Origin of the sequence: Tenacibaculum pacificus, assembly GCF_027941775.1 — a bacterium.
GTDB lineage: Bacteria > Bacteroidota > Bacteroidia > Flavobacteriales > Flavobacteriaceae > Polaribacter > Polaribacter pacificus_A.
Map to the genome: position 1 here is coordinate 1,663,728 of NZ_CP115917.1, position 26,502 is coordinate 1,690,229.

Genomic DNA, 26,502 nt, shown 5'->3' on the forward strand with positions numbered 1-26,502 from the left:
CGCTTTCCGCACTCGCTTTTTTTTGAAGAAAAATCAAAAAAAGAGCTCAAACAATTGCTTCAATCGGGGCTAGAAATTTCTGCTATTTACATTTTTTTTATTACAGATTTTTAAATATTACTTTTTATCATCTTTAGAAGCTTTGTTCCAAATTTTTATTTCATCATCTTTGGTTACCCCTTCTAAAACCTCAACATTTATACCATCTGAAGTACCTAATTTCACTTCCTTTTTTTCAAATTTATCATCTGAAATTTTAACTTCTACATATGGTTCTTCTGTTTTTTTATCAAACCTAAGCAACGCTTCTTTTATTGATAAAACTGAATCTTTTTTAACTAAAACGATATCAGCATTTGCACTATAACCAGCTCTAATAAAATATTCATCATCTAAAGTAACATCTGCTTTAATTTTAAATTGAACAGCTCCTCCTTCATCAGTTCCTTTTGGAGCTATAAAGTTTAAAACAGCAGGAAATTTTTTATTTTCAATAGCACCGATTGCAATTTCAATATTACTTCCTTTTACTAGTTTCCCTACTTCAGATTCATCTACTTTACCTTCAAAAATCATTTTGGTCATATCAGCAATACGAGCAATTGTAGTACCTGCGTTAAAATCATTTGCTTGTGTAACTTGATATCCTTTTTTAACAGGAATTTCAACAATCATACCCGATGTAGTTGCTCTAATACTTGTATTAGCAGCACTTCCTAAACCTGATGTTGTTCCTTTTTTAATAATATCCATATCAGATTTGGCATTTGCTAATGATAAACTGGCATTATTATAAGTTAGTTCAGCATTTTCAAACTCTTGACGAGAAATTACTCCTTTATCAAATAGTTTTTTGTTTCTATCAAATTGAACTTTTGCATTATTAAATGATAATTTTGCATTTTTCACAGCACCATTTGCTCTATTTAAAGAAGCTACATTTGGTACAACTCTAACAGTTGCTATTAAATCTCCTGCTTTTACGATAGCTCCTTCTTCAACTAAAATCTTATCAACAATACCTGCTATTTGAGGTTTAATTTCAACTTCTTCTAAAGGTACTACTTTACCTGTTGCTACCGTTTTTTTAACTATTGTTGTTCTAAACGGTGTTTCTGTTTCATACGTTACAATATTTTTTTTGTTCTTTTGCCCGAACCATATTAATGCTACAGCAAATAATATTGCTATAATACCTAAAATAATTTTTGCTCTTTTACTCATAATTAGTTGATTGATTTATTCTTCTCTTAATGCTTCGATTGGTTTTACTACTGTTGCCATATGTGCAGGTATTAATCCGATTAAAGTACCTAACACTACTAAGGTTGTAAATGCTATTAATATAATAGGAATATTTACTGTTGGATTCACTAATGTTGCATCTGGACCTTGCCCAAAAGCAGCATCTATTATAAACAATACTAATGCTCCGAATATAATACCTAACATACCTGCTACTGTCGTTAAAAAAACAGATTCTAATACAATTTGTTGTCGGATACTTTTAGGAGTTGCTCCTAAAGCTCTTCTAATTCCTATTTCTTTAGTACGTTCTTTTACAGTAATTAATAAAATATTACCTATTGCAAAAACACCTGCTATTAAAGTTGCAATACCTACAAACCATGTTAAAAATTGCATCCCTGTTAAAAAGCCAGTAAATTTTGCTATTTCTACACCTAAATTTACGCTTCCGAAAGCTCTTTTATCATCAGGATGTACTTTGTGTAAACTTTTTAATGTTAATAAAACATCTTTTTCTAATTGTTTAATATCTACTCCTTCGTTGGCTGTTATCATCATCCAATGAATTTTATCACCCATATTATATACTTGCTGAAAAGTCGTAAAAGGTATGTAAGCACAAGCTCCATCAAAATTAATACTACTCGATTCTTTATAAACACCTATTACCTTATAATTGATATTGTTAATTTTGATGTATTGTCCAATCGGTTCTTCTTTTTTATCGAATAATTGCTTATAAATATCTTCAGCAATTACAACAACTTTTGCTTTTGATAAAATGTCATTTTCGTTTAAAAAACGTCCATAAATCAAATTCTTTTTCTGCACCTGATCTAAAATAGGATAATCACCACTAATTTGAAAACTTCCTGATTTAAAACCTTTAATTATTTGCCCATCAGATTGACTTCTTGGTGCTAATAATTTTATCTCTTTAAATTCTTGTTTTAATATTTTAACATCAGTTAATGTTGGTAAAAATCGCCTTCCTTTTTGAAAACCTTTAAAAGGAGTATCTGTTGATTGTGCCCAAATAAACACACTATTGGTGGCAAAATTTCCAAAAATTTTCTTGAAATTATTTTCCATCCCTCTAGATGCTCCTAACAAAACAACTAATAAAAATATTCCCCAAAGAACACCTATAATAGTTATTGCGGTTCTAACTTTATTTTTACGAATACTTCCGTAAATTTCTTGCCAAGTGTCTGAATCAAATAAAAATTTCATAATTAATCTGCTCTTAATGCTTCAATTGGTTTAATATTTGCTGCTCTTTTTGCAGGTAAATAACCTGCTATTAAACCCGATAATATTAAAACAATGGTTGCTCCTATTACAATCCCTGGGCTTACGCTTGGATCTTTTATAAAATATTTTTCTAAACTATCGCCAATTAAACTTAAAATATAAGTTCCTAGCGAGAGTCCTAAATAACCTGCAATTGTAGTTATCAATACAGATTCTTGTACAACCATTCCTATAATTGATGAAGGTTTTGCTCCTAATGCTTTTCTGATACCAAATTCTTTGGTACGTTCTTTTATTACAAAAATCATAATATTACTAATACCAATAATACCAGCGATTAAAGTTCCTGAACCTACAAAAATCACAATAAAGTATAAGGCTAACATAAAAGTTCCGATACCTTTATTTGCTTCCGCCATGTTACGTACCGAAAGTGCACTTTGATCATCAGGATGAATACCTAAATTTTTACGTAAATCACGTTCCATTTTATTACCAAAAGCAATCGCCTGATCTAAACTTAACTTAGGCTCATACCCTATAACAATCTGATTTAAATGGTCATTATTTCCATAAATCATTTGTGCTGTTGTTACAGGCATATAGGTTTGTCTTTCTTCTCTATCACCTCCTGCATCAGAAAAAAGACCTATTATTTGATAAGATATTCCACCTACATTTACACGTTTTCCTAAAGCTGGTTTTTCACCAAATAAATCTTCTTTTACTAAACGACCAATAACAATAACTTTTGCTTTTTCTCTTAAGTCTCGTTCATTAATATATCTACCTTCATCAATAATTGTTTTTTCTAAAAATTGATGATCTGGATGAACAGCTCTTAAACTGTAATTATCTGATTTATTTTTATAAGAAATACTTACATTATTATAAATACGCCCTGTTAAATGCTGAATTTTATCTTGATACTCTTTTTCAATAAAATTGAAGTCTTTGTTTTTAAGTTTAATTTCTCTTCCTGTTTGCAAGCCTTTATAAGGTTTTGAGGTTTTCCAAACTCTTACCCTCATTGTGTTCATTGCATCATCAACAAAAGCACCTTTAAACGAATTACTTAATCCGCTTACAATACCAAAAAGTAGCGTAAATAATAATATTGCAAAAGCAACCGTAAAACCAGACATTACAGAACGTAATTTGTTTTTATTGATGCTTTGAAATATTTCTCTCCAACGATCTAAATCAAACATAATTAAATTGCTTTAGAATTTACTTTGTCTTCCGTTTTTTCGGTTAACTCATCACTAATAATAACCCCGTCTTTTAAACGAATAATTCTTTTTGTTTGCTCTGCAACTTCCTCTTCATGAGTAATTACAAAAACCGTCATTCCTTCTTCGTTAATTCCTTTCAATAAATCCATAACAGAATCCGTAGTTGTAGAATCTAAAGCTCCTGTAGGCTCATCAGCTAAAACAACTTTAGGTTTAGTAACCAAGGCTCTTGCAATTGCAACACGTTGTTTTTGTCCTCCTGAAAGTTCGTTTGGTAAATGATGCGCCCATTCTTTTAAACCTACTTTTTCTAAATACTCTAAAGCGATAACTGCTCGTTCTTTTCTAGAAACACCTTTATAATATAATGGTAAAGCTACGTTTTCTAAGGCTGTTTTATATGATATCAAATTAAACGATTGAAAAATAAATCCTAAAAATTTATTACGTAAAACCGCTGCTTTTGTTTCATTTAAATCTTCAATTAATTGACCATTTAAATAATACTTTCCTTCATCATGAACATCTAATAAACCTACAATATTTAATAAAGTTGATTTTCCTGATCCTGATGAACCCATAATCGATACAAATTCGCCTTCCTTTATATGTAAGTCTAATCCTTTTAAAACATGAAGTGAGTCTTTTCCGATTGGGTACGATTTGTGTAGGTTTTCTATTCGAATCATTGTCTTGGCTAATTTTAAAAATCTAAAAGTAAATACTGATACTTAGTCTATTACTAATTTTATGTTAAATCATTATTTACTTCCTTACAAGACGACTAATTTTGATTTATGTTACAAAATATTTTTATATTTTTAAAAACCGCTCATCAAAAATAAATAAATGACTGATTTACATACTGATAAAAAAATAATTCTGTTTGATGGAGTTTGTAATTTCTGTAATAGTTCGGTATTAAAAGCGATTAAATTTGATACTAAAAATCAATTTGTATTTGCAAGTTTACAATCGGATATTGGAAAAAAAATAACAACTCATTTAGGTATCGATACAACTAAAATTGATTCGATTATTTTGTACGAGCCTAAAGTTGCTTATTATATTAAATCTACAGCAGCTTTAAAAATTATGGCTTCTTTTGGCGGTATTTGGAATTTAACTGTTATTTTAAAATTTATTCCTGAAGATTTTAGAGATTATTGTTACGATTTTATTGCAAAAAACCGATATAAATGGTTTGGTAAAAAAGAAACTTGTATAATTCCTTCTAAAGAAATAAAAGAGAAATTTTTATAAAAAAATCCCACTTAATATATAAGTGGGATTTTTTATTTATAAACTTACTTTTGATAAATTTATAATTGGGGGATTTTTTTAATATTTAATTGTTAAAATAAATTTTAGAAGCTCCTAAACCTACAGGTGAAGAATATATTTCTGATTTAGTATTTATATCAAAAACTTTTAATTTACTTAATTTAGTAAAAGTATATTCTACTGTAAATAATTCATTTTGTCTTACATTCATTCCATAAATTAACCCAACATTTATACCTTCAGTCGCTAAATTAGATGATGTATTAGTAATATTATAAACGGTAGTATTACTTCCTTGATAATAGTAAACTTTATTATTATCGAAACTCATATAAGTTGCTCTTTTGTTTTCAGGAAAAACTAATTCTTTTACTATTTTATTAGTAGAAGTATTAATAAAGCTTATTGAAGAGGTTGTTGAAGTTAATACTTTTGTATAATCATCATTATAAGTTAAAGCCTTACCTTCTGATAAAACGATTAAGTTTCCTGAATTATCAAAAGCTATATCATCTGGATTATCTTTTACAGTAATTGTTGAAACTGTATTATTAGCATTTAAATCTACTACAGATATAATATTATTTGAAGACCAAGCGCCCTTATGAGAAACATATAATTTATTATCTTTATTTAAAATTTGTTCAACACCATTTGCTAAAGAAATTGTGTTTGCTTCTATTTTATTTGTTTTTAAATCGATAATAGCTAAATAATCATCATTAACATTTCCTCCTTCACCCCAATTGGTAACATATCCTTTATCACCTACAACAGTCATATATCTTGGGTTATTTAAACCTGTAGTTATTGCTGATTTTTTCTTAAATGTTATTTTATCGGCAATAATAATAGTGTTTACATCATTTAAAATAATATACGCATCGGTATCAGAAAAAGAAATTGATTGAATTAATCCACCTAATTGAGCATCATTTTCTCCTGTATAAACAAAATTGGTTGCTACGTTTGATAAAGCACTATCCACATAAGCAATAGAACCATCTTTATCTCCATAGTTTCCTTCTGAACTTATAATTAATCCATTATTGTATTTACCAGGAAGTTCATTCAAAGGTTCATCATCACTAGAACAAGAAGTAATAAGTATAGTAACTAAAAAAAGTTGTAAAAGTAATTTTGTAATTTTCATTTGTTTAAAATTTATAATTTATATTGATGTTAAAATTTGTTCCAGGCATAGGGCGTAAGTTTGAAAAATAATATACTTTATTAAATATATTATTAACCGTTACCCCAATTATTGGAAGTATTGTTGTTTTAGTTGATAAATTTAAATTTACGCCTATATTTTGCACATTAACTGCATCTAAAGAATAAAAATTTAAATTTGTTTCGTTAGTATATGTTTTACTTTGGTACAAACCTTGTAAAAAAACATGTACTTTTTTATACGTATAACTAGTCGTAAAATTTAATAAATGAGAAGGAGCATAAGGCAATGTTTTACCTGTCTCTTTATTTGTCGCTTTTGTAAAAGTGTAATTAGAAGATGTATTTATTATATGTTCTCCTATTTCTTTTTGATAACTAATAAATGATTCTACTCCTTTATTTATTACATCATTTACATTTTTAGGTCTCCATAAATTACCACCTGCTGGTAACCATAAAATTTTATCATTAGTATGAATATAAAACAGTGTTGATTTCAATACTAAATCTTTCTTTTTATAAGAAAGCCCTACTTCTCCTTGAATAGCATTTTCTGGCACTAAATTTAAGCTACCTACAATAGGCCAATAAAGTTCATTATAAGTTGGAACTCTATAATTTGTTGAAAAATTAGCTGTTAATTTTAATTTAGGTAATACATTATATTCACTTCCTATAAATACAGAAAATGGCACATTAAAATCAGAATTAAGTTCTTTTCTTACCTGTAAACTTGTTACTATTTTTTTTAAAGGTTGATATTTTACACTTCCTATAAAAGCAGTTGATTTTCTTGTTTTTGTAGTTGTTTCGGAATTACTACCCGCAATATTTTCAAAAATAGTTTTATAATTAAATGATAAAGTATTAGATGGTTTATAAGTTAAAGAGTAGTTAATTTGTGTAGTTCTAGATTTACCAAAACTATAATTAATAGCATCTTTATTATCATAATATCTATACTCTTGTGTTAAATACGCAATATTTATTAGCTGTTTAAATTGTGAAGAATAATTATAATTCCACTTTAATAAATTACGTTGATTAAAATCTTCATTACGTTCACTTCCTGCTGATGGATTTGGTAAACCATCTGAAAATAAACGATCTCCGTAATAACCTGTAGTAAAAAAAGCTATTTTATTTTTTGAATTAAACTTATGAGCTATATTAAAATTAATACCATAGTTTTTATAAGAACCATTATCATTTTTCAATAATTTTCCGTTACTATCTTTATACCTATCATCTATAAAAGTATAATCATTATCAGAATAATTAATTGTTGATGCTAACTTTACACTCCATTTTTCATCACCAAAAGAACTTTTAAAAAAATTAGAAGTTGTATTAAAACTTCCATATGAAGAAAATATGTGAATTTTTTTATGTTTCTCAAAACTTATTTCATCATTTAAATGTACAGTACCACCAATAGCTCCTGAACCAAACTCGGTGCTATTTCCACCACTTTGAACAACTATATTATCACTAATACTTGCTGATAATGAATTAAAATCTGTTTGACCACTACCAATTGAATTAATAGGAATACCATTCCATAAAACCAATGTATTAGAAGCTGATGTTCCTCTAAAGCGAGCTGTACTAACTCCTCCATTTCCATAATCTCTAAAAGCAATTGGGCTATTATAGCGTAACAGATTGGTTAAATTAATAGGGTTTTTAACAAGTTGTTTATCTGTTATTTTTATTGATTTTACACTAATCTGATTAAATTTTTTATTTTTTATTTTTCCAGCAACCTGTACCTCTTCTAAAACATTCGTTATAGAATCTTTTTGAGCAAAAGAATAAAATGTAACAATAAAAAATACTGTAAAAAGTAAGTGTTTTCTCATAATATACTAAAAACCTTTATCCCGAAAGTTTGAATTATTTAAAACCTAGGCAGGTCTCCTGGCTTGCGTCTTGTAATTGGTCTTCCCGCTTAAAAACAGTGACTTAAAGAGTAATTACAAGCTTAATAGCTTACAGTTGCGGGAACAGCTTCGGTATTTAATCGAATTCCCTTTTAATTTGATGTTATATTTTTAAACATCAAAACCTAAATTTCGCGCAAATTTATGATATTTTATTAAGAATCTAGCATCAATAAATCATTATAGTTCGAAAACTTAACAGTAAGCTCACTTGATACCGAAAAATAATTCGGATGAATCATTGCTGATAAACACTCAATACCATCGACTAAAGTACTTGCTGATGATTGTGTAAACATAGCAAAATCAGCAATAAAAACCTGTTTATTTTTAACGGCTTTTAAAGAACTCCATTCTGGTTTATCTTCTAAAAATCGCATATCTTCCATTGTTCGTGAAATTCCGTAGCCACACGGAGCAATTATTAATATCTCTGGATTATATTTTACAATTTTACCCCAAGAAATAACAATACTATCTCCTGACGGATGCGATAATAAATCGATACCACCAGCATATCCTATTTGATGAGGAATCCAATGTCCGCAATTAAATAACGGATCAATCCATTCTAACAACATTACACTTTTAGATTGTATGCTGTTTGCTCGTTGTGTATCGACTATATTGTAAATACGATTTTTAAGTTTTTGTACATATTTAATTCCTATTTCTTCTTTTCCCATTGCTTTTGCTATGGTTAATGCATTCTCAAAAACATCGTCTAAAGAATTTGGAGTTATAGAAATTAAAGTTGGTTGTTTCGCTAATTTAGAAGCAGATTTTGCAACAGATTCTGTATCTATTTGACAAACATCACATACATCTTGTGTAAAAATAATATCTGGAGCAATACTTTCTAAAACAGGTTCATCAACATAATACAACGTACCTCCTTCAGCTTTTGTTTTTGAAAAAATGGTGTTAATTTCATCACTAGTTAAAGTTTGTCCTTCTAACTTATATTTAACAGCTACCTGTTTTTCTTTTAGTGCAATTGCAGGACATTCAAATGTAACACCGTCTAAATATTCTTGTAATCCCATATCATAAATCATTTGGGTTACTGCTGGCATAAATGAGGAAACTTTCACTGAAAATATATTTTGAACGGCTAAATTACATAGTTATCGAGTATTATTCTCTTTTTCTAAAAAATCTTTACAATCTTTGCCGTTTAATTTATTTCTTTATTATAATTATTAATTATGATGTACTATATCTCTGGCGGAGAACGTTCAGGAAAAAGCAGTTATGCACAACAATTAGCCGAATCATTATCAGAAAACCCTTATTATTTAGCCACTTCAAGAATTTGGGATGCCGATTTTAAAAAACGTGTAGACAGACATATTTCTGATAGAGATGAACGTTGGACAACTATTGAAGAAGAAAAAAACATCAGTAATGTAATTCCTAAAAATGCAACCGTAGTTATTGATTGTGTTACTTTATGGCTAACTAATTTTTATTTAGATACTAAAAATGATGTACAAAAAAGTTTAACCTTAGCAACCAATGAAATTGACAAACTAATTGAAATTGATGCTACTATTATTATTATTTCAAATGAAATAGGAATGGGTTTACATGCCGATACTCAAATTGGCAGAAAATTTACCGAATTACAAGGATGGATAAATCAATATATTGCTAAAAAAGCTGATAAAGCTACATTTATAGTATCTGGTTTACCACTAACTTTAAAATAAATAAAATGTACTCTACGGAAATAACACCACTTTCAAACACGCTAAAAACAGCACTTCAAGATAAAATTGATTTTAAAACAAAACCAATTGGTTCGTTAGGAGTTTTAGAAGAAATTGCCTTACAAATAGGACAAATTCAAAACAGCCTTTCTCCTACTTTATCTAAACCAAGTATTGTTGTTTTTGCTGGTGATCATGGTATTGTAAAATCGAAAGCTGTAAGCCCTTATCCGCAGGAAGTAACACAACAAATGGTGTTAAACTTCTTAAATAACGGAGCTGCAATTAACGTTTTTTGTAATCAGAATGATATCAATTTAAAAATTGTTGATGCAGGTGTAAACGCTGATTTTGAACCAAATATTAATTTGATATCAGCAAAAATAGCTAAAGGAACAAAAGATTACAGTATTGAAAAAGCAATGACCACAGAAGAGTGTTTATCGGCTTTAGATAAAGGAAAAAAACTAGTTACAGAATTACATAAACAAGGAACAAACACCATTGGTTTTGGTGAAATGGGAATTGGAAACACTTCTGCTGCTGCTTTATTAATGACTTATTTTACTGATATTTCTATTGAAAATTGTGTTGGAAAAGGAACTGGTTTAGATGATTCTGGAGTTCTTAAAAAAGCTGACATTCTTAAAAACGCACTTAATTTACATCAAAAAAATATTCAAAATCCAATAGATGCTTTGGCTACTTTTGGTGGTTTTGAAATTGTAATGATGTGCGGAGCTATGCTAGAAGCGGCATCTTTAAAAATGACTATTTTAGTAGATGGATTTATTGTTACTTCGGCTTTATTAGCTGCACAGGCTATCAATAAAAATGTTTTAGATTACTGTATTTTTTGCCATACATCAGGCGAACAAGGTCATTGAAAAAATGTTGCAATTTTTAAATGCAAAACCGCTGTTAAATATTGGTTTACGTTTAGGCGAAGGAACTGGTAGTGCGATTGCTTTTCCTATTGTAAAATCGGCTGTTAGTTTTTTAAATGAAATGGCAACTTTTAAAAGTGCAAATATATCTGAAGCTTAATTTATGAAAAATCAAATTCATTATTTTTTAACTGCTGTCTTATTTTTCACGAGAATTCCTTGCCCAAAATGGGTCAATCATTCTCCTGAAATTTTAAATAAAAGCAGTCGATATTTCTCGTTAGTTGGTATTCTTATTGGCGCAATTTCAGCATTGGTTTATGTTGGCGCTTCCTTTTTATTCACCTCAAGTATTGCACTTGTTTTTAGTTTGATTGCTTCTATTTGGACAACAGGTGCTTTTCATGAAGATGGTTTTGCTGATGTATGCGATGGTTTTGGTGGCGGATGGACGAAAGATAAAATTTTAACCATCATGAAAGATTCTAGATTAGGAACTTATGGTGTTGTGGGAATTGTTGCACTTTTATCAATAAAAACATTAAGTTTATACGAACTGTTACAATTCAATAATTCGATTAAAACAATTCCTTTATTATTGATTTCTGGACATGCAATTAGCCGATTTATCGCAACTATTTTATTATATACACACGAATATGTAAGAGATATTGATACTGCTAAAGTAAAACCGACCACAAAAAAAATGAGTACAAAAGCACTAATTATTTCTGGTTTCTTTGGAATACTGCCTATTGTATTTTTTCAAGATATTAGAGTATTTGCCGTTTTAATTCCATTATTATTGACCTATTTATATATGAGTCGTTTTTTCAAAAAATGGATTGGCGGACAAACTGGCGATTGCGCTGGGGCATTGCAACAAGTATCCGAAGTTATTTTTTATTTATCAATACTTATTTTATGGAAATTATTTTAGTCAGACATACGACTCCAAATATTGAAAAAGGAATCTGCTACGGACAAGCTGATATTGGTGTTATCGATACTTTTTCAGAAGAAATACAGCCAATTTTAAAAGAAGTTCCTGTAAATGATACTGAAACTGCTTATTATTCAAGTCCTTTAAAACGTTGTAAATTATTAGCAGAACAATTATCTGATACTATTATTTTTGATGATAGATTAAAAGAACTTGATTTTGGAGATTGGGAACTGAAAAAATGGGATGAAATTAATGATCCTGAATTAGATATTTGGATGAACGATTTTGTAAATATTACGGTTACAAATGGCGAGTCTTATATTGATTTACACACCAGAACTGTTCAGTTTTTAAACGAACTCAAATCGTTAAAAAAACAACGTGTTGTTATCGTTACACATGCTGGAGTTATCAGAAGTTTATGGGCTTATGTAAACAATATTTCTTTAGAAAACTCTTTCGATTTAAAATTAACGTACGGAGATATTATCAAATTCACACTATAATTCAATCATCAAAATGAAACAGTTTTTAATATTTCTTATTCTTACATTATTTTTTATCCAATGTAAAAAATCAGAAGAAAAAAACAGCCAAACAATAACAGCTAACCAAAGCCCTATTAAATATGCAAAAGGCTTTGATATTATTACTGAAAATAATCAGAAAAAATTAATCATTAAAAAAGTATTTCAAAATTCAGATAAACAATTTGAATTTACACTTACCAATAAAACTGATATTTCTAAAAATCAACTAAAAACTCCTGTTGAAAAATTAGTTGTTACAAGTACTACGCATATACCGATGCTAGAACTTTTAAATAGTGAGGGAAAATTAGTCGGATTTCCACATGCAAAATATATTTCATCAGAAAAAACAAGAAAAAGAATTGATGCTGGAAAAATTACAGAATTAGGAAATGAACAAAGTATGAATACCGAAAAACTACTAGATTTACAACCCGAATTAGTTATAGGTTTCTCTTTACATCCAAATAGTAAATTATACGAAAATATTAAAAAATCAGAAATTCCTGTTATTTTTAATGGCGACTGGCTAGAAGAAACACCTTTAGGAAGAGCCGAATGGATTAAATTTTTTGGTGTACTTTTAGATAAAGAAAAACAAGCCGATAGTATTTTTAATACCATTGAAAAGAATTATTTAGACGCTAAAAAAACAGCTGAAAAAAGCTCTAATTATCCAACAATTTTATCAGGAAGTATGTTTAAAGAAGTTTGGAATGTTCCTGGAGGAAATAGTTTTATCGCTACTTTTTTTAAGGATGCACATTTAAATTATCTTTGGAAAGAAACCAAAAGCACAGGAAGTTTACAACTAAGTTTTGAAAGTGCTTTAGATAAAGGAAAAAAAGCTGATTATTGGATTGGTTGTGGCTTATACGAAACGAAAGAACAATTATTAAGTGCCAATAAACATTATAAAGAATTTGATGCTTTAAAAAACGAAAAAACTTATACTATTGGCACAAAAAAAGGAAAAACTGGCGGACTTATCTATTTTGAATTAGCGCCAATCAGACCTGATTTAGTTTTAAAAGATATCATCAAAATTACAAATCCAAAAGCGTTACCTAATTATCAGTTAACATTTTTTGAGAGAATACAGTAAACTTATTAAAAATAAAAACTCCTGTTTATAACAGGAGTTTTTTTAGTCGAAAATTTAAAAATAGTTAGTTTCTAAACTTATTTCTTGTAATAATATTTTTAAGTCTTTCTTTTAAATCGGTTCCTGTATCGTACACCATTTGTTCGTTTGAAGGAAAATTCATCGATTGCAACTTTGTTAAATTGAAAAAAACATCATCTAAAGCTCTTCTATCTCCATCGTAATTAGCGTAAATATGCTCAAAAGCAAATTCACTTTCAATAGGAAAACTCTCTACTAATTGATCTGATGAATTTTCAAAATACTTAACCAAACCACTTACTTTACTACTCTTAAATTGTGTAAAACGATACAATCTACATCTAATAGTTCTAAAATTATCTACTTTAATTTTAACACCTAAACTATCTTTTACATAACCGCCGTTATTATTTTTCAGATATTTAAAGCCATCTTTAATTTGTTTTTCTTTAATTATTTCTTTTTCACGAATTTGTTCAGGAGAAATATCAATACTTCTCAAATTTAACTCTAAATCAAAATCATACTTCACAAAGTTATTTTTTTTAGAATGATACACTGTCCATAAATCATTTAAACCATAAGTATCCATCGCTAATAAATCATCTTCTAATCTTCTAGGTATTATTTGATTTGTTTCATTATTTACTGATAAATAAACATAATCTGTTCCTTTTACGTGGGCTTCTTCAAGTAATTTTATAGTATTTTTATAATTTGGAATTAATTTATTTAGATGTGTAAAAGCATCAAAAGCACTTCTATAATTCATCTTATTTTGAGAACCAGATTTTAATAAATCCACTCCATTATTGTACAAATAATTTGCATAATTTTCTTTTGCTTGAATAATTTTATTGTCATAATTAACCAAGTTAAAATTAACATTTTCACCTGTCGAAACATCATTTAAAGGCAGTAACGGCTTAATTTTTTCTTGTCTATTTTTTAATCGATGATAAAGTGTATAAATAGCTTTTAAATTTGCCGAATTATTCTCTTTTTCTAAATATGATATTTTTGCTAAATCTCTTTTCGTTGCTTTAAAAAAAGCATTCTGAAGCATTATAACATACGGTTGATTTTTTTCTTTATACTTGTTTTTGGACAATTTTTTAATCGATAAAGAAATTGCTTTATCATAATCGCCAGTATTAAGTGCTTTTTCGGTTGTTTTAATACTGTTACAAGAAAGTATTAACACTGTAAAAAACAGTAATAAAGTAATTTTTTTCATAAAGTTTGGGTTTCGTCAGAAATGACAATTATTATGCCAATAACTAATACTTTTTAAATTAATTTCATTTGTTTATTCTAATAATTGAGCCATTGCTATTTTAACAATTTCAATATTTTTAAGTTTCGTTGTGTGGTTTGCTTTTTTCTGCCTTTGTACAACTTGACGCAACAAATTTACACCTACTTTATCAAAACTATATTTTTTATACTGAATTCCTTTAGATACAATATCATCTGCTAAATTTTTGATAGCTTCCGTATTGCTACTTTTTGCTATTTTATCATAAGCTTTTTTATATAATCCTTGTGTTTTTTTATCTTGACTTAAATACATTCCCGACATTACGTTACCCGCAATAAAACTTAATTCATCTTCATCATTTTCTTCTAAATAAATACGTGTTAAAGGATTTGCTATAATTTCTTTTACTTCTGATGGTAATGTTTTTGATTTTTGAATAGCTAAAGTTTTATCGACATAATACATTCCAACTAAAGATTTTCCTAACACAGCATACGATTTACTTTCTAAACCTTTTTGAAAAACCGATTTTAATTCAGGATCTGTTAACTTTCCTAATGTTTCTATCGCTGCTGCTTTTACTAATGTTTTCGGGTCATTTATTGCGATTTCTTTAATTTTTGAAATCACTCTTTTTTTAGAATTTTTATTTACCAAATTGATATTCTCTAAAGCTGAAATTCTAATTTTATAAAATGAATCACTCATTGCTTCAGCTATTGCATCAAATGCTTTTTTATCATCTTGATTTTTAGCAACCTCAACTAAAGCTTCTTTTTTATGTTGATAATTATCAGCGTGTTTTAATTGATAAATATAATCGCTTAAAACTTTATTTTCGAAAATATCGCATAATAAAACTCCATCAGCATTTACCTGAATAAACTGAGGTTGTTTTATAAAAGGAAACGTAAACGAAGCATCTTTACTCTCTACAAAAACAGTATGACGTGTTGATTTGTTATCTTCAAAAACATCAATAGTAAAAGGAAATTTAAATTCATTTTCTTGATTCTGAATAATATTGATAGTAACTGTTTTTCTTAATTTATTAAAATCGTAAGAAACATCTAACTTCGGATGCCCACTATTAAAAAACCATTGATTAAAAAACCAATTCAAATCTTTTCCAGTTACCGTTTCAAAAGCCAATCGCAATTGATGCGCTTCTGCTGTACTGTATTTATTAGTAGTTAAATACTTGTTTAATCCTGCATAAAAAGCTTCATCACCTAAATAATTACGTAACATATGTAAAATTGCGCCACCTTTATTATAGCTAACGCCATCAAACATATCTTCTTTATCATTATAATTAAATCGAACTAAATGTTTATCAAAATTTTGTCCGTTTTTATAGCCCTCAATAGTTTCTAATAAATGAGCATCGGCATTTTCTTTACCGTATTTATATTCCCTCCATAAATATTCACTGTAATTTGCAAAACTTTCGTTAACGGTTAAATTACTCCAACTTTCGGCAGTTACATAATTCCCGAACCAATGATGAAAAGCTTCGTGAGAAATTGTATCTTCATGTGTATTTTCATCAATTAATTGCCCTGGCATTTGATACGCTTTTTCTCCATGAATTACAGCCGTTGTATTTTCCATTGCACCACTTACATAATCTCTACCTACAATTTGCGCATATTTATTCCAAGGATATTCAATTCCTGAAATTTTAGAAAAGAAACCTAACATTTCAGGAGTATTTCCAAAAATCTCTTTTGCATACGGAGCATATTTTTTTTCAACATAATAATCAACAGGAATATTTTTATAAGTGTCTTTTATTATTTCATATTCCCCTACTCCCATAAAAAATAAATATGGTGCGTGTTTTTGAGTAAAATTCCAATAATCGGTTCTTGTACCGTTGTTATTTTTTTGTTGATTTTCTAACTTTCCGTTAGATAGCGTTACATATTTTGTAGGAACAGTAATATAAATTTCTTGTGAAGTTTTTTGATTAGGTGCATCAATTGTAGGAAACCAACAACTACTTGCTTCGGTTTCTCCTTGTGTCCAAACTTGGGTTGGTTTATTTTTATCTAAACCTGTTGGATTTACAAAATATAAACCTTTTGCCGATGTTATAGCTTTACTTCCTTTTTGTTTTACTTTTTCAGGACGTGCCGTATATTTTATATAGATAGTAAATTCTTCATTCCTTTTATAAATACGAGGTAAATCGATAATCAATTTAAAATCATCATAATTATAAGGTAAAGATTGTTTATTCATTAAAACTTCATTAATAAGCATTGCCTTTGCATCTAACGTTACTTTAGCTGTTTCATAAAAATGAGGTTTCACTGGTTACCCATTCTTCTCCGTTTAATTGCTGATTTTTAAAATTAAAATCTACTTTTAATTTAGTGTGAATTAAATCGTGAACTTTAGCTGTTTCTGCTCTGTAAACAGTATTTGATTGTGAAAACAACGTAAGCGTAAAAAAAACAACGAGAAAAGTAAGAACTTTTTGAAACTTCATAAAATATTTTCGTTTAAGCATCAAAAGTAAGAAAATCTATTGGGAGACTTGTTAATGAGCCGTTAAAAAGAAAACACCATCAAAATATTTGATGGTGTTATTATTATTATTATTATTATTATTATATATTTTTTTTTTAAATTCCAAAAAGACTGCTAAACTTTTCAAAATCTAAATTATCACTATTTAACTTTGCATTTTGTAACATTTCCATAATTTTAGTAATATTCATTTTATCACCTAAAATACGAGCAATACCAACTCCCTTTTCTTTACCATAACCAAAAGCTATAATTTCATCAATAGCATCTGCTTTTCCACTATAATAAAAAGATACATGCATATTTTCTTCTTTAAAATTTATTAGTTTCTTATAATCAGAACTTTTTAAAATTGCTTTTAATTTCTCTTTTTCTATTTCATAAGTAACTTCATCTGAAGTTTTATAAGGTAAGCCCGTTATATTTATTTTATGAATACTAGCTAATATTTTTTTATCATCTTCAGATGATTTATCTACTGACAACTCGAATAAATTTGTAGGAATATTAAAATTTACAAATCCTTTTTTATCTTGACTTTCTACTAAATAGCTTTGTAATGATACTTCTTTTTTACATTGAAACTGTAATAAAGGCTACTAATAGTAACAAGTATATAAATGTTTTTTTCATTCTCTTTTTATTTTTTGATACTATTATTTATTTTTTATCCTTAGAAAAAGTATCTGCTAGTTTAGACATTTTATTAATATCAATAGTTCCAGTTAATGATACAATTACAGATTCTGGACCGCCAGTTTTAGCATTTTTATTTTTCACAAACATTAATACTTCACTAACAAAGTCTTTATTTTTAGTCGACTTCACATAAATTTTAACACGTGAATCTTTATCTTTAATACGCATTAATTCTGTTAAATTATTTTTACTTACAGCTGATTTTACTAAATTTTCCATTTGAGTAGAAACTGCTATTTTTTCTGTTGAAAAGACTTTTAACTCTTGTAAGTCTTTTATCATATTAAAAACTTCCATAGCTTCGTTATCATCTGAATTAACATTAAATTTCGATAAAATCTCAAAAGCATCTTTATTTACTACTACTGATGATACCTCATCAATATCTTCAAGTTTATCAAATATTGATTGTCCGAAACTTAAATTTGCTGTAAATACTAGTGCAAATATTATTATTATTTTTTTCATGATCTTCTTGTTTATTAAATTCTTGGGGTTATTCTTGTTTATATTAATTTACAGTCTTTATTACTTTATCTATTGTTTCTTCGTAGGTATTCAAATATTCTAGAGCTTCATTTCCTTTGTTTAAGTTATCTGAAACGGCATATAATGCTTCGTTTCCTTTGTTTAAATTTATTGAAACCATTTGTAACGCTGTAGTAATTTCTACGAACTGTTTCCTTTGTTGATGCTCTTTATATTTTTCATTACCCACAAATAAACTTAATAACAAAACTATTGACGCTGCTACCGATAACCATTTCCAGTTCTTCTTAGGTTTCTCAGGTTGTAACTGAATGGTTTTTGTAAACGTATCGTTTTTACTCTGTTTAAAGTAACTAAATAATATACTGTATTCTTGTAAATGCACTGCTACATTATCTGAAGTAAAGTATTTTTGTAATACTTCTTCTTCTTGCAAAGTAGTTGTTGCATTTAAGTATTTTTCTACTAATTTTTCTATGTTAGTTAACTCCATAGTTATGTTTTTTAATCAGTTCTTGTCTTATTGTTTTTCTTGCTCTAGATAAAGCTACTCTAACAGCAGTTGGTTTCATGTCTACCATTTTACATATTTCATCAAAATCATATTGTTCCACATCTCTTAATTGAATAATAATTTTTTGTTGTGCTGGTAATTTTTCAATCAACTGATGAACTAAACTTACACTGTCATTGTGTTCTACTTTTTTATCTAAGGGTGTTTCTTTTTCTTTATAATTAGTATGAACCAAAGTCAAATTACTTGCTTGTTTCGATTTTAATCGATCATAACAATAATTTTTTGTCATTGTCATTGCAAATGCTTCTACATTTTTATAATCAGACAGTTTTTCTTTGTTTTTCCATAATTTAAATACTAGTTCTTGTGTCGCATCTTCCGCTTCTTCTCTCGAAACTAAAAGCCTTTTTGCTAAACGAAAGACTTTATCTTTAAATGGCATGACAACTTTTAAAAAGTCTGATTGATTCATTTTTGTAGTAGGTTAGTTTTGTAAACTTATAAAACTTTATATCTAGTGGGTTTACATAACTACGACGAGATAGTTTTAAGTTTGTTACATCAAAAATTAAAAAAAATAATATTATTCACTAAATTGCGTTGATACTATAGCCAATATATTCCTTATGAAATTACTTAAAACATCTTTTAGTACCTTTTTTTACTTGTTTTTATTGATATCAATAGTTTCTTGTAGTAAAAAAGGAGAAACCCCTAATGATATTCAAATTCAAAGTTTTGTTTGGAAAGGATTAAATGCATTCTATTTATGGCAAGATCAAGTTACTGATTTATCTGACACACGTTTTACTAACGACCAGCAATTGTATAGTTATTTATCGGAAACAGAAAACCCTAGTGATTTATTTTCTAATTTATTATCTTATGAAAATGAATATCCAAAAAACCCTAACAGAAACTATTCTTGGATTACTGATGATTATATTGCTTTAGAGCAATCTTTTCAAAGTATTCGTTTAACAACAGGTATGAAGTTAAAGGGAGCTAATTATTTAGATGGTTCTGACAATTATTATGTGTATGTATATGATGTTGTAAAAACTTCAGATGCAGATATTAATGGAGTAACTAGAGGAATGCTTATTTCTGAAGTTAACGGTACACAAATTACAAGAACAAATGTTAATTCATTACTTAATAGTAATTCATTTACCATACATTTAGCCGATTATAATATGGGAAATCCTGTTAGCAACGGTAATACTATTTCATTAACAAGCTCTCAAGTAACTGAAAATCCTATAAAAGAAGTTAAAGTAATAAACAACGGAGCTAATAAAATTGGATATTTAATGTATAATCAATTTTCTAGTTCTTTTGATGGTGAATTAAATACAGCTTTTGCTAAATTTAAAAATGAAGCAATTACTCATTTAATTATCGATTTACGTTATAATGGTGGTGGTTCTGTGCAATCAGCCGTTTATTTAGGAAGTATGATTACTGGTCAGTTTAACAAGGAATTATTTTCTAAACAAGTATGGAACAGTAAATTTATGAAGGCAATAACACCTGATAAACTTGAAAATAATTTTACTGACAAAATATTAAATAAAGATAGTAACGGAAATATAATTTTAGATGAAACTATTAATAGCGTTGGTATGAATACGGTATATTTTATTGTATCAGAAAATACAGCATCTGCTTCTGAATTAGTTATAAATGCTCTAAAACCTTATATTAATGTGAAATTAGTAGGTACACAAACTTATGGTAAACACGTTGGTTCTATCACTTTATATGATTCTGATAATTTTCAACGTAATGGAGCTAACTTTAAAACAAATCATACTTGGGCAATGCAACCTATTGTTTTAGAAATTCAGAATAAACTTGGTGAAAATAAACCTAATGGATTTATTCCTGAAGTTCTTTTAGAAGAAAACTCAGAAAACTTAGGAGTAATTGGAGACATTACAGAGCCTTTACTTGAAAAAGCTATCGAATATATTACCGTTGGAAGCAAAGGAACTAATACTTCTAAAAAAGGATTTAATACTGGTAGTAATCATTGGAATTCATCTATAACAAATATCGATTATAACAATATGTATATTAATTTGAATTAATTTTCTAAATTTAATTGATAAAAAAAATCTAGCGATATTGCTAGATTTTTTTATCGATTAAAGTAAACATTTATGATAATAAACTATTTTCTAAACCTTCTTCTATTTCATCATCATCTAACATATCTGGTCTAAATTGAATCATTTTTTCGGCATCTAATGTTTTAGCATAATCATAGCCTGATTTCCACCATTTTGTCATTTTTACTTTATCAAAAACTAAAGTATTAGTTGTTAAAACTGTTGGAGTATAATATAAGTTTAATTTTACATCATGATGCTTAGCTGTAAGTTTACCAATAGTAATATTGTGTTTTTCTACGTGTTCTAATAAAAAGCCAAAAACATCTAACATCAGTGAAAATGGGTTATTTGCAGGCATTCTATTTATTTGATTTACTTCTGTTTCTAAAATTACCGCATCAATTTCTTTAGCACCTCTTAAAATGGCTTCTCTTATAGGTATTAGGCTTCCAAAACCTCCATCAGCATACTGACAGCCATTTTTTTCTAGTAAACTCATAAACGGAACGTAATTACACGAACCCCAAATCCAATCACAAAAATCTTCATAAGTACATTCAGAAATCGCTTTATACTCTATTTTATTGGCTGTTAAATTTGAAACAGTTACAACTACTTCTTTATTACTCTGGCGAATTTCATCATACATTTCGCGAGTAACATTATTTTTTATCAATTTTCTTAAATTTTTACTTTCTCCAAAAGTTTTTCTACCATTTAAAAAATTCCATAAAGTGTTTATATGTCGAATGTAAATTACTTTTTCGCCATGAACTACCTTAATCTTAAAAGGACTGTTACTAAAAATAGATTTTTGATTAACATTGGTATATATTTCCTTTAAAGCATCCACTTTTTTTAACGCTAAATGCGAAACCATTAAACTTCCTGTTGATGTACCTAAAAATAAATCATAATCTTTTTTCTTTTCTTTCATCAAATACTCAACAACACCACCTGCAAATGCGCCTTTGCTTCCTCCTCCAGAAATTACCAATGCTTTTTTCATATAATTTAGATTGCTTTCACTAATTTAGTTCTGTAAAAATATCAAAAAATGAAACATTTCCCTATTTTAATTCTAGTCTTATTTATTTCTTTTTCAATGTCAAAAAGAATATAGCTCAAGAAACATTAAACAAGTAAATATTCATGAATTTAAAATGGATAGTTTAGATATAAGAGCTATTAAAGTTATAAATGATAAAGAAATTTATTATGCTTCTTCAAACGGTGAACTTGGCTACACTTTTAATGGCGAAGATTTTAACTGTTATAATTACAGATATGATTCAATTACACCAAATTACAGAAGTTTAGCTTATAATGGAACTCACTTTTTTGCTTTATCAATAGGAAATCCAGCACTTTTATATAAATACAATAAAACTGATTTCGAATTAGTTTATACCGAAAAACATCCAAAGGTTTTTTATGATGCTATAAAGTTTTTTTCTGATAAAAAACACGGTATTGCTGTTGGTGATCCTACAGAAGAAGAAAACTGTCCTTCTATAATTTTAACATCAGACAATGGTAATACCTGGACTAAATTACCATGTTCAGCATTACCTAAATTTGAAAAAGGAGAAGCTTTTTTTGCAGCAAGTAACACCAATGTTGCTATTATTAATAACACCGTATGGATTGCTTCGGGCGGAACAAAATCACGAATTTTAAAATCTACCGATTACGGAAACACTTGGGAGATTTATAATACGCCAATTATCCAAGGAAATGAAACTCAAGGGATTTATTCTATTGATTTTTATGATGAACTAAACGGTATTGCTATTGGTGGAGATTATTTAAAACAAAACGATAATTGCGCTAATAAAGCAATTACTTCGGATGGAGGAAAAACATGGACAGTTGTTGCCGATAATCAAAACCCGACTTATAAAAGCTGTGTACAATATGTTCCTAATACAAATGGTAAAGAAGTCTTTGCTGTTGGAAAAACAGGCGTATCTTTTTCTAATGATAGCGGATATACTTGGAAAGAAATCAATAAAGATAGTTATTACACAATTCAATTTTCAGATAAAAATACAGCATGGTTATCAGGTCATCAAAAATTAGGGAAATTAGTATTTAACAATCATTAAAAAATTTTCAATTAAATATTTTGATAAAATATTCTCCTATAAATAGCCATAAAAACAGCGAATATTGGGTATTTTTGCGTTTATGAAACAGATTAGCAGTATACAAAATCCTTATATTAAAGATTTATTGAAACTTCAAGATAAATCTCGTGAACGAAAAAAGAAAGGGTTATTTTTAGTTGAAGGACAACGTGAAATTTCGTTAGTCATAAAAGGCGGATATGAAATAGATACTATTTTATTTGTTCCTGATATGTTTTCTTTTGAAGATTTAAACGCTATTAAAGTAGCTACTGCTTCTTGTATAGAAATTACCAAAGAAATTTATCAAAAAATAGCTTATCGCGATACTACCGAAGGTGTAGTCGCTGTTGTAAAAACTAAAAATTTTAGTTTAGATACTATCAAATTTAAAACTACTACTCCACTTGTTTTAGTTTTAGAAGGTATTGAAAAACCTGGAAATATCGGTGCAATGCTTCGTACTGCCGATGCCGCTAATATTGATGCCGTTTTTATAGCAAATCCTAAAACTGATTTATTCAATCCGAATATTGTACGCTCTAGTGTTGGTTGTGTTTTTACAAATCAAATTGGCGTTGGTACATCCGAAGAAATTATTGCTTTTTTACAAGAAAAAAACATCAATATTTATAGCGCGACTTTGCAAAATTCAAACGAATATCATAAAAATGATTACACCTCAGCTACTGCGTTAGTTGTTGGTACAGAATCAACAGGTTTAACTCAAACTTGGCGTGATAAAGCAACTCAAAATATAAATATTCCTATGCAAGGAGCTATTGATTCTATGAATGTTTCGGTTGCTGCTGCAATTTTAACTTTTGAAGCTAAAAGACAACGAAATTTAACTGAAATAATGATAAAAATAATTATTAAAAATACTTTTTATCTATTATTGTTAATTTCAAACGTTGCTCTTTTTGGTCAAAAAGATAATTTATCTGAAATTTCAGATGGTCCTTATATATTTATATCAGAAAATAAACTGATTCAAAAATCAATAGAAAAAGGTAATATTTTATCTAAAGAATTAGCTACTAATACTTACGATACTATTTTTTATCCTAAAAAAGCTATTTATAAAAATGTAAAAAAAATAGCCGTTTTAAGTGATATTCATGGACAATATGATTTAGCCGTTGAATTATTAAAAAATAATAAAATAATTGATAAAAATCTAAATTGGAATTTCGGAAAAGGTCATTTAGTAATTGTTGGTGATATTTTTGATAGAGGTGATAAAGTAAATGAAACACTTTGGTTAATTTATAAACTTGAAAATGAAGCCATAAAAAAAGGCGGAAATGTTCATTTTATTTTAGGAAATCATGAATATATGGTTCTTCGTAAAGACTTAAGATATATTAGTGATAAATACAAACAAACATCTAAATTATTAAACTTAAATTACAATCAATTATATAGTAATAAAACAGTTATAGGAAAGTGGCTACGCTCTAAACCTACTATTCTTAAAATAAATAATAATACTTTTGCTCATGGTGGTATTTCTAAATATTTTATAAATAATACTGATTTTGATATTGAAAATATAAACAATATTATGAGAGCTTCTATTGATAAAACAACAGAAGAAATGAAAACTACTAATTTTTATAATACCTATTATGGTAATAAAAGTCTAATATGGTATCGTGGTTATTTTAATGATAATTTAAAAAATACTGATGTTTCTGATATTTTAAAAGATATAAATTCCAAACATATTATTGTTGGTCATTGTTCTAATGAAACTGTTGTTGAACTGTTTAATCATAAAGTTTTTGGAGTAGATTCTAGTATCAAAAATGGTAAATACGGAGAATTATTATTGATAAAAAACAATAAGTATTTTAGAGCTACTTTAAAAGGTAAAAAAATCCGATTTAAAAACTAATAATTATCATTAAATAAACGCTTATTAATAATCAATATTCTGAAATTTTATTTTTTTTAAAAAATCAATATTCTTTAAATAATCATGGTTTAGAAGAATTTATTGATATTATTCAAACCAATAATTATAAAAAAGGAAGCATTATTTTACGTGCTAATAAAAAAGAAAAACAACTTAGATTTTTAAATAAAGGAATTGTAAGAGAATATTATGCTAGTTCTGAAAAAGAAATAAATATTAATTTTTATACTAAACCACAATTTATTTCTGATTTATTACCTTTTATTAATAATTTAGAAACTAAAAAATATCAAGAATGTCTTTCTGATTCAGAAATTTTAAGTATTGGTAAACAATCATTTTTTAATCTATTAGAAAAACATAATTGTGCTAAATTATTAATAGAAAAATCTTTTCAAAATTTATTAAAACATAAGAACATATTAGAATTTAATAAAATAACTAAAACACCTGATGAATTATATCAAGAATTATTTACTTATAAACCCGAGTGGATAAAAAAAGTACCTCAATATCATATTGCATCTTATTTAAATATTACTCCTGAAACATTAAGCCGAATAAAAAAACGTACTTCTTGATTTGAATCAATAAAAATAGCATTTCATAACCTGACATTTGTATAAAAAATAAAGAATGTTAAAAATACACCACATTAGAAATGCTACTATGATTATAGAAACTGAAAAAGATGTTATTCTAATTGACCCTATGTTAGGTAACAAAGGGTTTATGCCTACTTTTACTCTTTTTAAATATAAAGCTAAAAGAAATCCTACGGTTTCACTACCTAATAATACAAATGAAATACTAAAAAAAGTAACACATTGTTTAATTACCCACCTTCACCCTGACCATCTAGATAGTAAAGGTATAGCCTTTTTATTAGAAAAAAATATACCTGTTACTTGCAGTATAAAAGATAAAAAAGTACTAAAAAAAAGAGGGCTAAATATTATTAACACCTTAAAATACGGAGAAGAAAAAAGTTTTTTAAATGGTACAATAGAAGGAATACCTGCTAAACATGGATACGGATTTATATCTAAACCAATGGGAAATGTAATTGGGTTTTATATAAAACTACCTCAACAGAAATCAATATACCTTAGTGCAGATACTGTTTATACTAAATCAGTAGATAACGTATTAAAAAATTACAAACCAGATATTAGTGTTTTAGCTTGTGGAACAGCACAGTTTGATTTATTTAAAAAACTAATTATGGATATTAATGATATTTTAAAGTTTATTAAAAATTCATCAGGAATTGTTATAGCAAATCATATGGAAGCTATAAACCACTGTCCATTAACTAGAAATCAATTAAAAGAAATTTTGATAAATAAAAAACTAAATAACAAAGTTTTAATTCCTGATGATGGAGAAATAATAGAACTAACAAAATAATAAAAAATAGTATTATTTACATTCATTTACAAACACACTATTTTTTAATTTAAAAACTAATCAAAATCATTTTTCAACAT

At 27.6% G+C, this 26,502-nt stretch carries 25 protein-coding genes, 3 pseudogenes and 1 riboswitch; of the genes and pseudogenes, 13 read left to right on the forward strand and 15 right to left on the reverse strand.

Annotated elements, in window-relative coordinates; genetic code table 11:
• Nucleotides 1–117 precede the first annotated feature (117 nt).
• Genes PG913_RS07440 through PG913_RS07455 form a run of 4 tightly spaced genes read right to left on the reverse strand, consistent with a single transcriptional unit; the run spans nucleotide 118 to nucleotide 4,426 of the window.
• Complete coding sequence (locus PG913_RS07440; RefSeq protein ID WP_271230180.1) at nucleotides 118–1,224, reverse strand: efflux RND transporter periplasmic adaptor subunit; 1,107 nt, start codon at nucleotides 1,222–1,224, stop codon at nucleotides 118–120.
• 15 nt (nucleotides 1,225–1,239) lie between these two features.
• Nucleotides 1,240–2,481 carry an ABC transporter permease gene (locus PG913_RS07445; protein WP_271230181.1) on the reverse strand — a complete coding sequence of 414 codons (1,242 nt, stop codon included), beginning with the start codon at nucleotides 2,479–2,481 and terminating at the stop codon, nucleotides 1,240–1,242.
• A gap of 2 nt (nucleotides 2,482–2,483) precedes the next feature.
• On the reverse strand, nucleotides 2,484–3,713 hold the full coding sequence (locus PG913_RS07450) for an ABC transporter permease (protein ID WP_271230182.1): 1,230 nt from the start codon (nucleotides 3,711–3,713) through the stop codon (nucleotides 2,484–2,486).
• A 2-nt stretch (nucleotides 3,714–3,715) separates the two neighbouring features.
• Nucleotides 3,716–4,426, reverse strand: coding sequence for an ABC transporter ATP-binding protein (locus tag PG913_RS07455; RefSeq protein WP_271230183.1), 711 nt, complete (start codon nucleotides 4,424–4,426; stop codon nucleotides 3,716–3,718).
• A 160-nt stretch (nucleotides 4,427–4,586) separates the two neighbouring features.
• Between PG913_RS07455 and PG913_RS07460 the strand changes: the two genes are divergently transcribed.
• Nucleotides 4,587–5,000, forward strand: coding sequence for a thiol-disulfide oxidoreductase DCC family protein (locus PG913_RS07460; RefSeq protein WP_271230184.1), 414 nt, complete (start codon nucleotides 4,587–4,589; stop codon nucleotides 4,998–5,000).
• Between the two features lie 85 nt (nucleotides 5,001–5,085).
• On the opposite strand, the gene PG913_RS07465 is transcribed toward PG913_RS07460, so the two are convergent.
• From PG913_RS07465 to PG913_RS07475, 3 genes are all read right to left on the reverse strand, one after another.
• A complete protein-coding gene (locus tag PG913_RS07465) occupies nucleotides 5,086–6,174 on the reverse strand; it encodes a YncE family protein (RefSeq protein WP_271230185.1) in 1,089 nt (362 codons plus the stop codon).
• A gap of 4 nt (nucleotides 6,175–6,178) precedes the next feature.
• Entirely contained in the window at nucleotides 6,179–8,059 is a 1,881-nt protein-coding gene (locus PG913_RS07470; protein WP_271230186.1) for a TonB-dependent receptor plug domain-containing protein, read from the reverse strand.
• A gap of 31 nt (nucleotides 8,060–8,090) precedes the next feature.
• Nucleotides 8,091–8,284: riboswitch (cobalamin riboswitch) on the reverse strand.
• An 11-nt stretch (nucleotides 8,285–8,295) separates the two neighbouring features.
• Entirely contained in the window at nucleotides 8,296–9,234 is a 939-nt protein-coding gene (locus PG913_RS07475; protein WP_271230187.1) for an ABC transporter substrate-binding protein, read from the reverse strand.
• Nucleotides 9,235–9,348: 114 nt separating this feature from the next.
• On the opposite strand from PG913_RS07475, the gene PG913_RS07480 reads away from it, so the two are divergent.
• Genes PG913_RS07480 through PG913_RS07505 form a run of 6 tightly spaced genes read left to right on the forward strand, consistent with a single transcriptional unit; the run spans nucleotide 9,349 to nucleotide 13,320 of the window.
• Entirely contained in the window at nucleotides 9,349–9,852 is a 504-nt protein-coding gene (locus tag PG913_RS07480; protein WP_271230188.1) for a bifunctional adenosylcobinamide kinase/adenosylcobinamide-phosphate guanylyltransferase, read from the forward strand.
• Between the two features lie 5 nt (nucleotides 9,853–9,857).
• A complete protein-coding gene (cobT, locus tag PG913_RS07485; protein ID WP_271230189.1) occupies nucleotides 9,858–10,739 on the forward strand; it encodes a nicotinate-nucleotide--dimethylbenzimidazole phosphoribosyltransferase in 882 nt (293 codons plus the stop codon).
• Nucleotides 10,740–10,743: 4 nt separating this feature from the next.
• Nucleotides 10,744–10,899: a nicotinate-nucleotide--dimethylbenzimidazole phosphoribosyltransferase gene (locus PG913_RS07490; RefSeq protein ID WP_271230190.1), complete on the forward strand. Its 156-nt coding sequence runs from the start codon at nucleotides 10,744–10,746 to the stop codon at nucleotides 10,897–10,899.
• A gap of 3 nt (nucleotides 10,900–10,902) precedes the next feature.
• On the forward strand, nucleotides 10,903–11,679 hold the full coding sequence (locus tag PG913_RS07495; protein WP_271230191.1) for an adenosylcobinamide-GDP ribazoletransferase: 777 nt from the start codon (nucleotides 10,903–10,905) through the stop codon (nucleotides 11,677–11,679).
• On the forward strand, nucleotides 11,664–12,191 hold the full coding sequence (gene cobC, locus PG913_RS07500; RefSeq protein ID WP_271230192.1) for an alpha-ribazole phosphatase: 528 nt from the start codon (nucleotides 11,664–11,666) through the stop codon (nucleotides 12,189–12,191). The genes PG913_RS07495 and cobC overlap by 16 nt, the downstream gene beginning before the upstream one ends.
• Nucleotides 12,192–12,204: 13 nt before the next feature.
• Entirely contained in the window at nucleotides 12,205–13,320 is a 1,116-nt protein-coding gene (locus tag PG913_RS07505; RefSeq protein WP_271230193.1) for an ABC transporter substrate-binding protein, read from the forward strand.
• Nucleotides 13,321–13,384: 64 nt separating this feature from the next.
• Here the strand turns inward: PG913_RS07505 and PG913_RS07510 are convergent, their stop codons facing one another.
• From PG913_RS07510 to PG913_RS07540, 7 genes and pseudogenes are all read right to left on the reverse strand, one after another.
• Nucleotides 13,385–14,578: a hypothetical protein gene (locus PG913_RS07510; RefSeq protein ID WP_271230194.1), complete on the reverse strand. Its 1,194-nt coding sequence runs from the start codon at nucleotides 14,576–14,578 to the stop codon at nucleotides 13,385–13,387.
• 72 nt (nucleotides 14,579–14,650) lie between these two features.
• Nucleotides 14,651–16,921, reverse strand: coding sequence for a M1 family metallopeptidase (locus PG913_RS07515; RefSeq protein ID WP_271230195.1), 2,271 nt, complete (start codon nucleotides 16,919–16,921; stop codon nucleotides 14,651–14,653).
• Nucleotides 16,902–17,099: a hypothetical protein gene (locus PG913_RS07520; protein WP_271230196.1), complete on the reverse strand. Its 198-nt coding sequence runs from the start codon at nucleotides 17,097–17,099 to the stop codon at nucleotides 16,902–16,904. The genes PG913_RS07515 and PG913_RS07520 overlap by 20 nt, the downstream gene beginning before the upstream one ends.
• A gap of 136 nt (nucleotides 17,100–17,235) precedes the next feature.
• Nucleotides 17,236–17,661: pseudogene (locus PG913_RS07525) on the reverse strand (DUF4252 domain-containing protein); the annotation flags it as partial.
• Between the two features lie 139 nt (nucleotides 17,662–17,800).
• Entirely contained in the window at nucleotides 17,801–18,307 is a 507-nt protein-coding gene (locus PG913_RS07530; RefSeq protein WP_271230197.1) for a DUF4252 domain-containing protein, read from the reverse strand.
• A 43-nt stretch (nucleotides 18,308–18,350) separates the two neighbouring features.
• Entirely contained in the window at nucleotides 18,351–18,821 is a 471-nt protein-coding gene (locus PG913_RS07535; protein ID WP_271230198.1) for a hypothetical protein, read from the reverse strand.
• Nucleotides 18,808–19,317, reverse strand: coding sequence for an RNA polymerase sigma factor (locus PG913_RS07540; RefSeq protein WP_271230199.1), 510 nt, complete (start codon nucleotides 19,315–19,317; stop codon nucleotides 18,808–18,810). The genes PG913_RS07535 and PG913_RS07540 overlap by 14 nt, the downstream gene beginning before the upstream one ends.
• Before the next feature lie 154 nt (nucleotides 19,318–19,471).
• Between PG913_RS07540 and PG913_RS07545 the strand changes: the two genes are divergently transcribed.
• Nucleotides 19,472–20,938: a S41 family peptidase gene (locus PG913_RS07545; protein WP_271230200.1), complete on the forward strand. Its 1,467-nt coding sequence runs from the start codon at nucleotides 19,472–19,474 to the stop codon at nucleotides 20,936–20,938.
• Nucleotides 20,939–21,008: 70 nt separating this feature from the next.
• Here PG913_RS07545 and PG913_RS07550 read toward each other — a convergent pair whose 3' ends face one another.
• Nucleotides 21,009–21,971, reverse strand: a complete 963-nt coding sequence (locus PG913_RS07550) for a patatin-like phospholipase family protein (RefSeq protein ID WP_271230201.1) — start codon at nucleotides 21,969–21,971, stop codon at nucleotides 21,009–21,011.
• A gap of 154 nt (nucleotides 21,972–22,125) precedes the next feature.
• On the opposite strand from PG913_RS07550, the gene PG913_RS07555 reads away from it, so the two are divergent.
• The 5 genes and pseudogenes from PG913_RS07555 (at nucleotide 22,126) to PG913_RS07570 (ending at nucleotide 26,422) form a co-directional block, all read left to right on the forward strand.
• Nucleotides 22,126–23,070, forward strand: a complete 945-nt coding sequence (locus PG913_RS07555; RefSeq protein WP_271230202.1) for a sialidase family protein — start codon at nucleotides 22,126–22,128, stop codon at nucleotides 23,068–23,070.
• Between the two features lie 82 nt (nucleotides 23,071–23,152).
• A pseudogene (locus PG913_RS07560) lies at nucleotides 23,153–23,935 on the forward strand (TrmH family RNA methyltransferase); the annotation flags it as partial.
• Nucleotides 23,936–24,199: 264 nt separating this feature from the next.
• A pseudogene (locus PG913_RS07565) lies at nucleotides 24,200–24,991 on the forward strand (metallophosphoesterase); the annotation flags it as partial.
• A gap of 110 nt (nucleotides 24,992–25,101) precedes the next feature.
• Nucleotides 25,102–25,593 carry a Crp/Fnr family transcriptional regulator gene (locus PG913_RS13015; protein WP_408648505.1) on the forward strand — a complete coding sequence of 164 codons (492 nt, stop codon included), beginning with the start codon at nucleotides 25,102–25,104 and terminating at the stop codon, nucleotides 25,591–25,593.
• Between the two features lie 55 nt (nucleotides 25,594–25,648).
• Entirely contained in the window at nucleotides 25,649–26,422 is a 774-nt protein-coding gene (locus tag PG913_RS07570) for an MBL fold metallo-hydrolase (protein ID WP_271230203.1), read from the forward strand.
• Nucleotides 26,423–26,502: the final 80 nt, after the last annotated feature.

Bases quoted from the DNA above. Each gene is read 5' to 3' on its own strand.
- PG913_RS07440 (WP_271230180.1), bottom strand. From the start codon at position 1,224: ATGAGTAAAAGAGCAAAAATTATTTTAGGTATTATAGCAATATTATTT.
- PG913_RS07445 (WP_271230181.1), bottom strand. From the start codon at position 2,481: ATGAAATTTTTATTTGATTCAGACACTTGGCAAGAAATTTACGGAAGT.
- PG913_RS07450 (WP_271230182.1), bottom strand. From the start codon at position 3,713: ATGTTTGATTTAGATCGTTGGAGAGAAATATTTCAAAGCATCAATAAA.
- PG913_RS07455 (WP_271230183.1), bottom strand. From the start codon at position 4,426: ATGATTCGAATAGAAAACCTACACAAATCGTACCCAATCGGAAAAGAC.
- PG913_RS07460 (WP_271230184.1), top strand. From the start codon at position 4,587: ATGACTGATTTACATACTGATAAAAAAATAATTCTGTTTGATGGAGTT.
- PG913_RS07465 (WP_271230185.1), bottom strand. From the start codon at position 6,174: ATGAAAATTACAAAATTACTTTTACAACTTTTTTTAGTTACTATACTT.
- PG913_RS07470 (WP_271230186.1), bottom strand. From the start codon at position 8,059: ATGAGAAAACACTTACTTTTTACAGTATTTTTTATTGTTACATTTTAT.
- PG913_RS07480 (WP_271230188.1), top strand. From the start codon at position 9,349: ATGATGTACTATATCTCTGGCGGAGAACGTTCAGGAAAAAGCAGTTAT.
- cobT (WP_271230189.1), top strand. From the start codon at position 9,858: ATGTACTCTACGGAAATAACACCACTTTCAAACACGCTAAAAACAGCA.
- PG913_RS07490 (WP_271230190.1), top strand. From the start codon at position 10,744: ATGTTGCAATTTTTAAATGCAAAACCGCTGTTAAATATTGGTTTACGT.
- PG913_RS07495 (WP_271230191.1), top strand. From the start codon at position 10,903: ATGAAAAATCAAATTCATTATTTTTTAACTGCTGTCTTATTTTTCACG.
- cobC (WP_271230192.1), top strand. From the start codon at position 11,664: ATGGAAATTATTTTAGTCAGACATACGACTCCAAATATTGAAAAAGGA.
- PG913_RS07505 (WP_271230193.1), top strand. From the start codon at position 12,205: ATGAAACAGTTTTTAATATTTCTTATTCTTACATTATTTTTTATCCAA.
- PG913_RS07510 (WP_271230194.1), bottom strand. From the start codon at position 14,578: ATGAAAAAAATTACTTTATTACTGTTTTTTACAGTGTTAATACTTTCT.
- PG913_RS07520 (WP_271230196.1), bottom strand. From the start codon at position 17,099: ATGAAGTTTCAAAAAGTTCTTACTTTTCTCGTTGTTTTTTTTACGCTT.
- PG913_RS07530 (WP_271230197.1), bottom strand. From the start codon at position 18,307: ATGAAAAAAATAATAATAATATTTGCACTAGTATTTACAGCAAATTTA.
- PG913_RS07535 (WP_271230198.1), bottom strand. From the start codon at position 18,821: ATGGAGTTAACTAACATAGAAAAATTAGTAGAAAAATACTTAAATGCA.
- PG913_RS07540 (WP_271230199.1), bottom strand. From the start codon at position 19,317: ATGAATCAATCAGACTTTTTAAAAGTTGTCATGCCATTTAAAGATAAA.
- PG913_RS07545 (WP_271230200.1), top strand. From the start codon at position 19,472: ATGAAATTACTTAAAACATCTTTTAGTACCTTTTTTTACTTGTTTTTA.
- PG913_RS07550 (WP_271230201.1), bottom strand. From the start codon at position 21,971: ATGAAAAAAGCATTGGTAATTTCTGGAGGAGGAAGCAAAGGCGCATTT.
- PG913_RS07555 (WP_271230202.1), top strand. From the start codon at position 22,126: ATGGATAGTTTAGATATAAGAGCTATTAAAGTTATAAATGATAAAGAA.
- PG913_RS07570 (WP_271230203.1), top strand. From the start codon at position 25,649: ATGTTAAAAATACACCACATTAGAAATGCTACTATGATTATAGAAACT.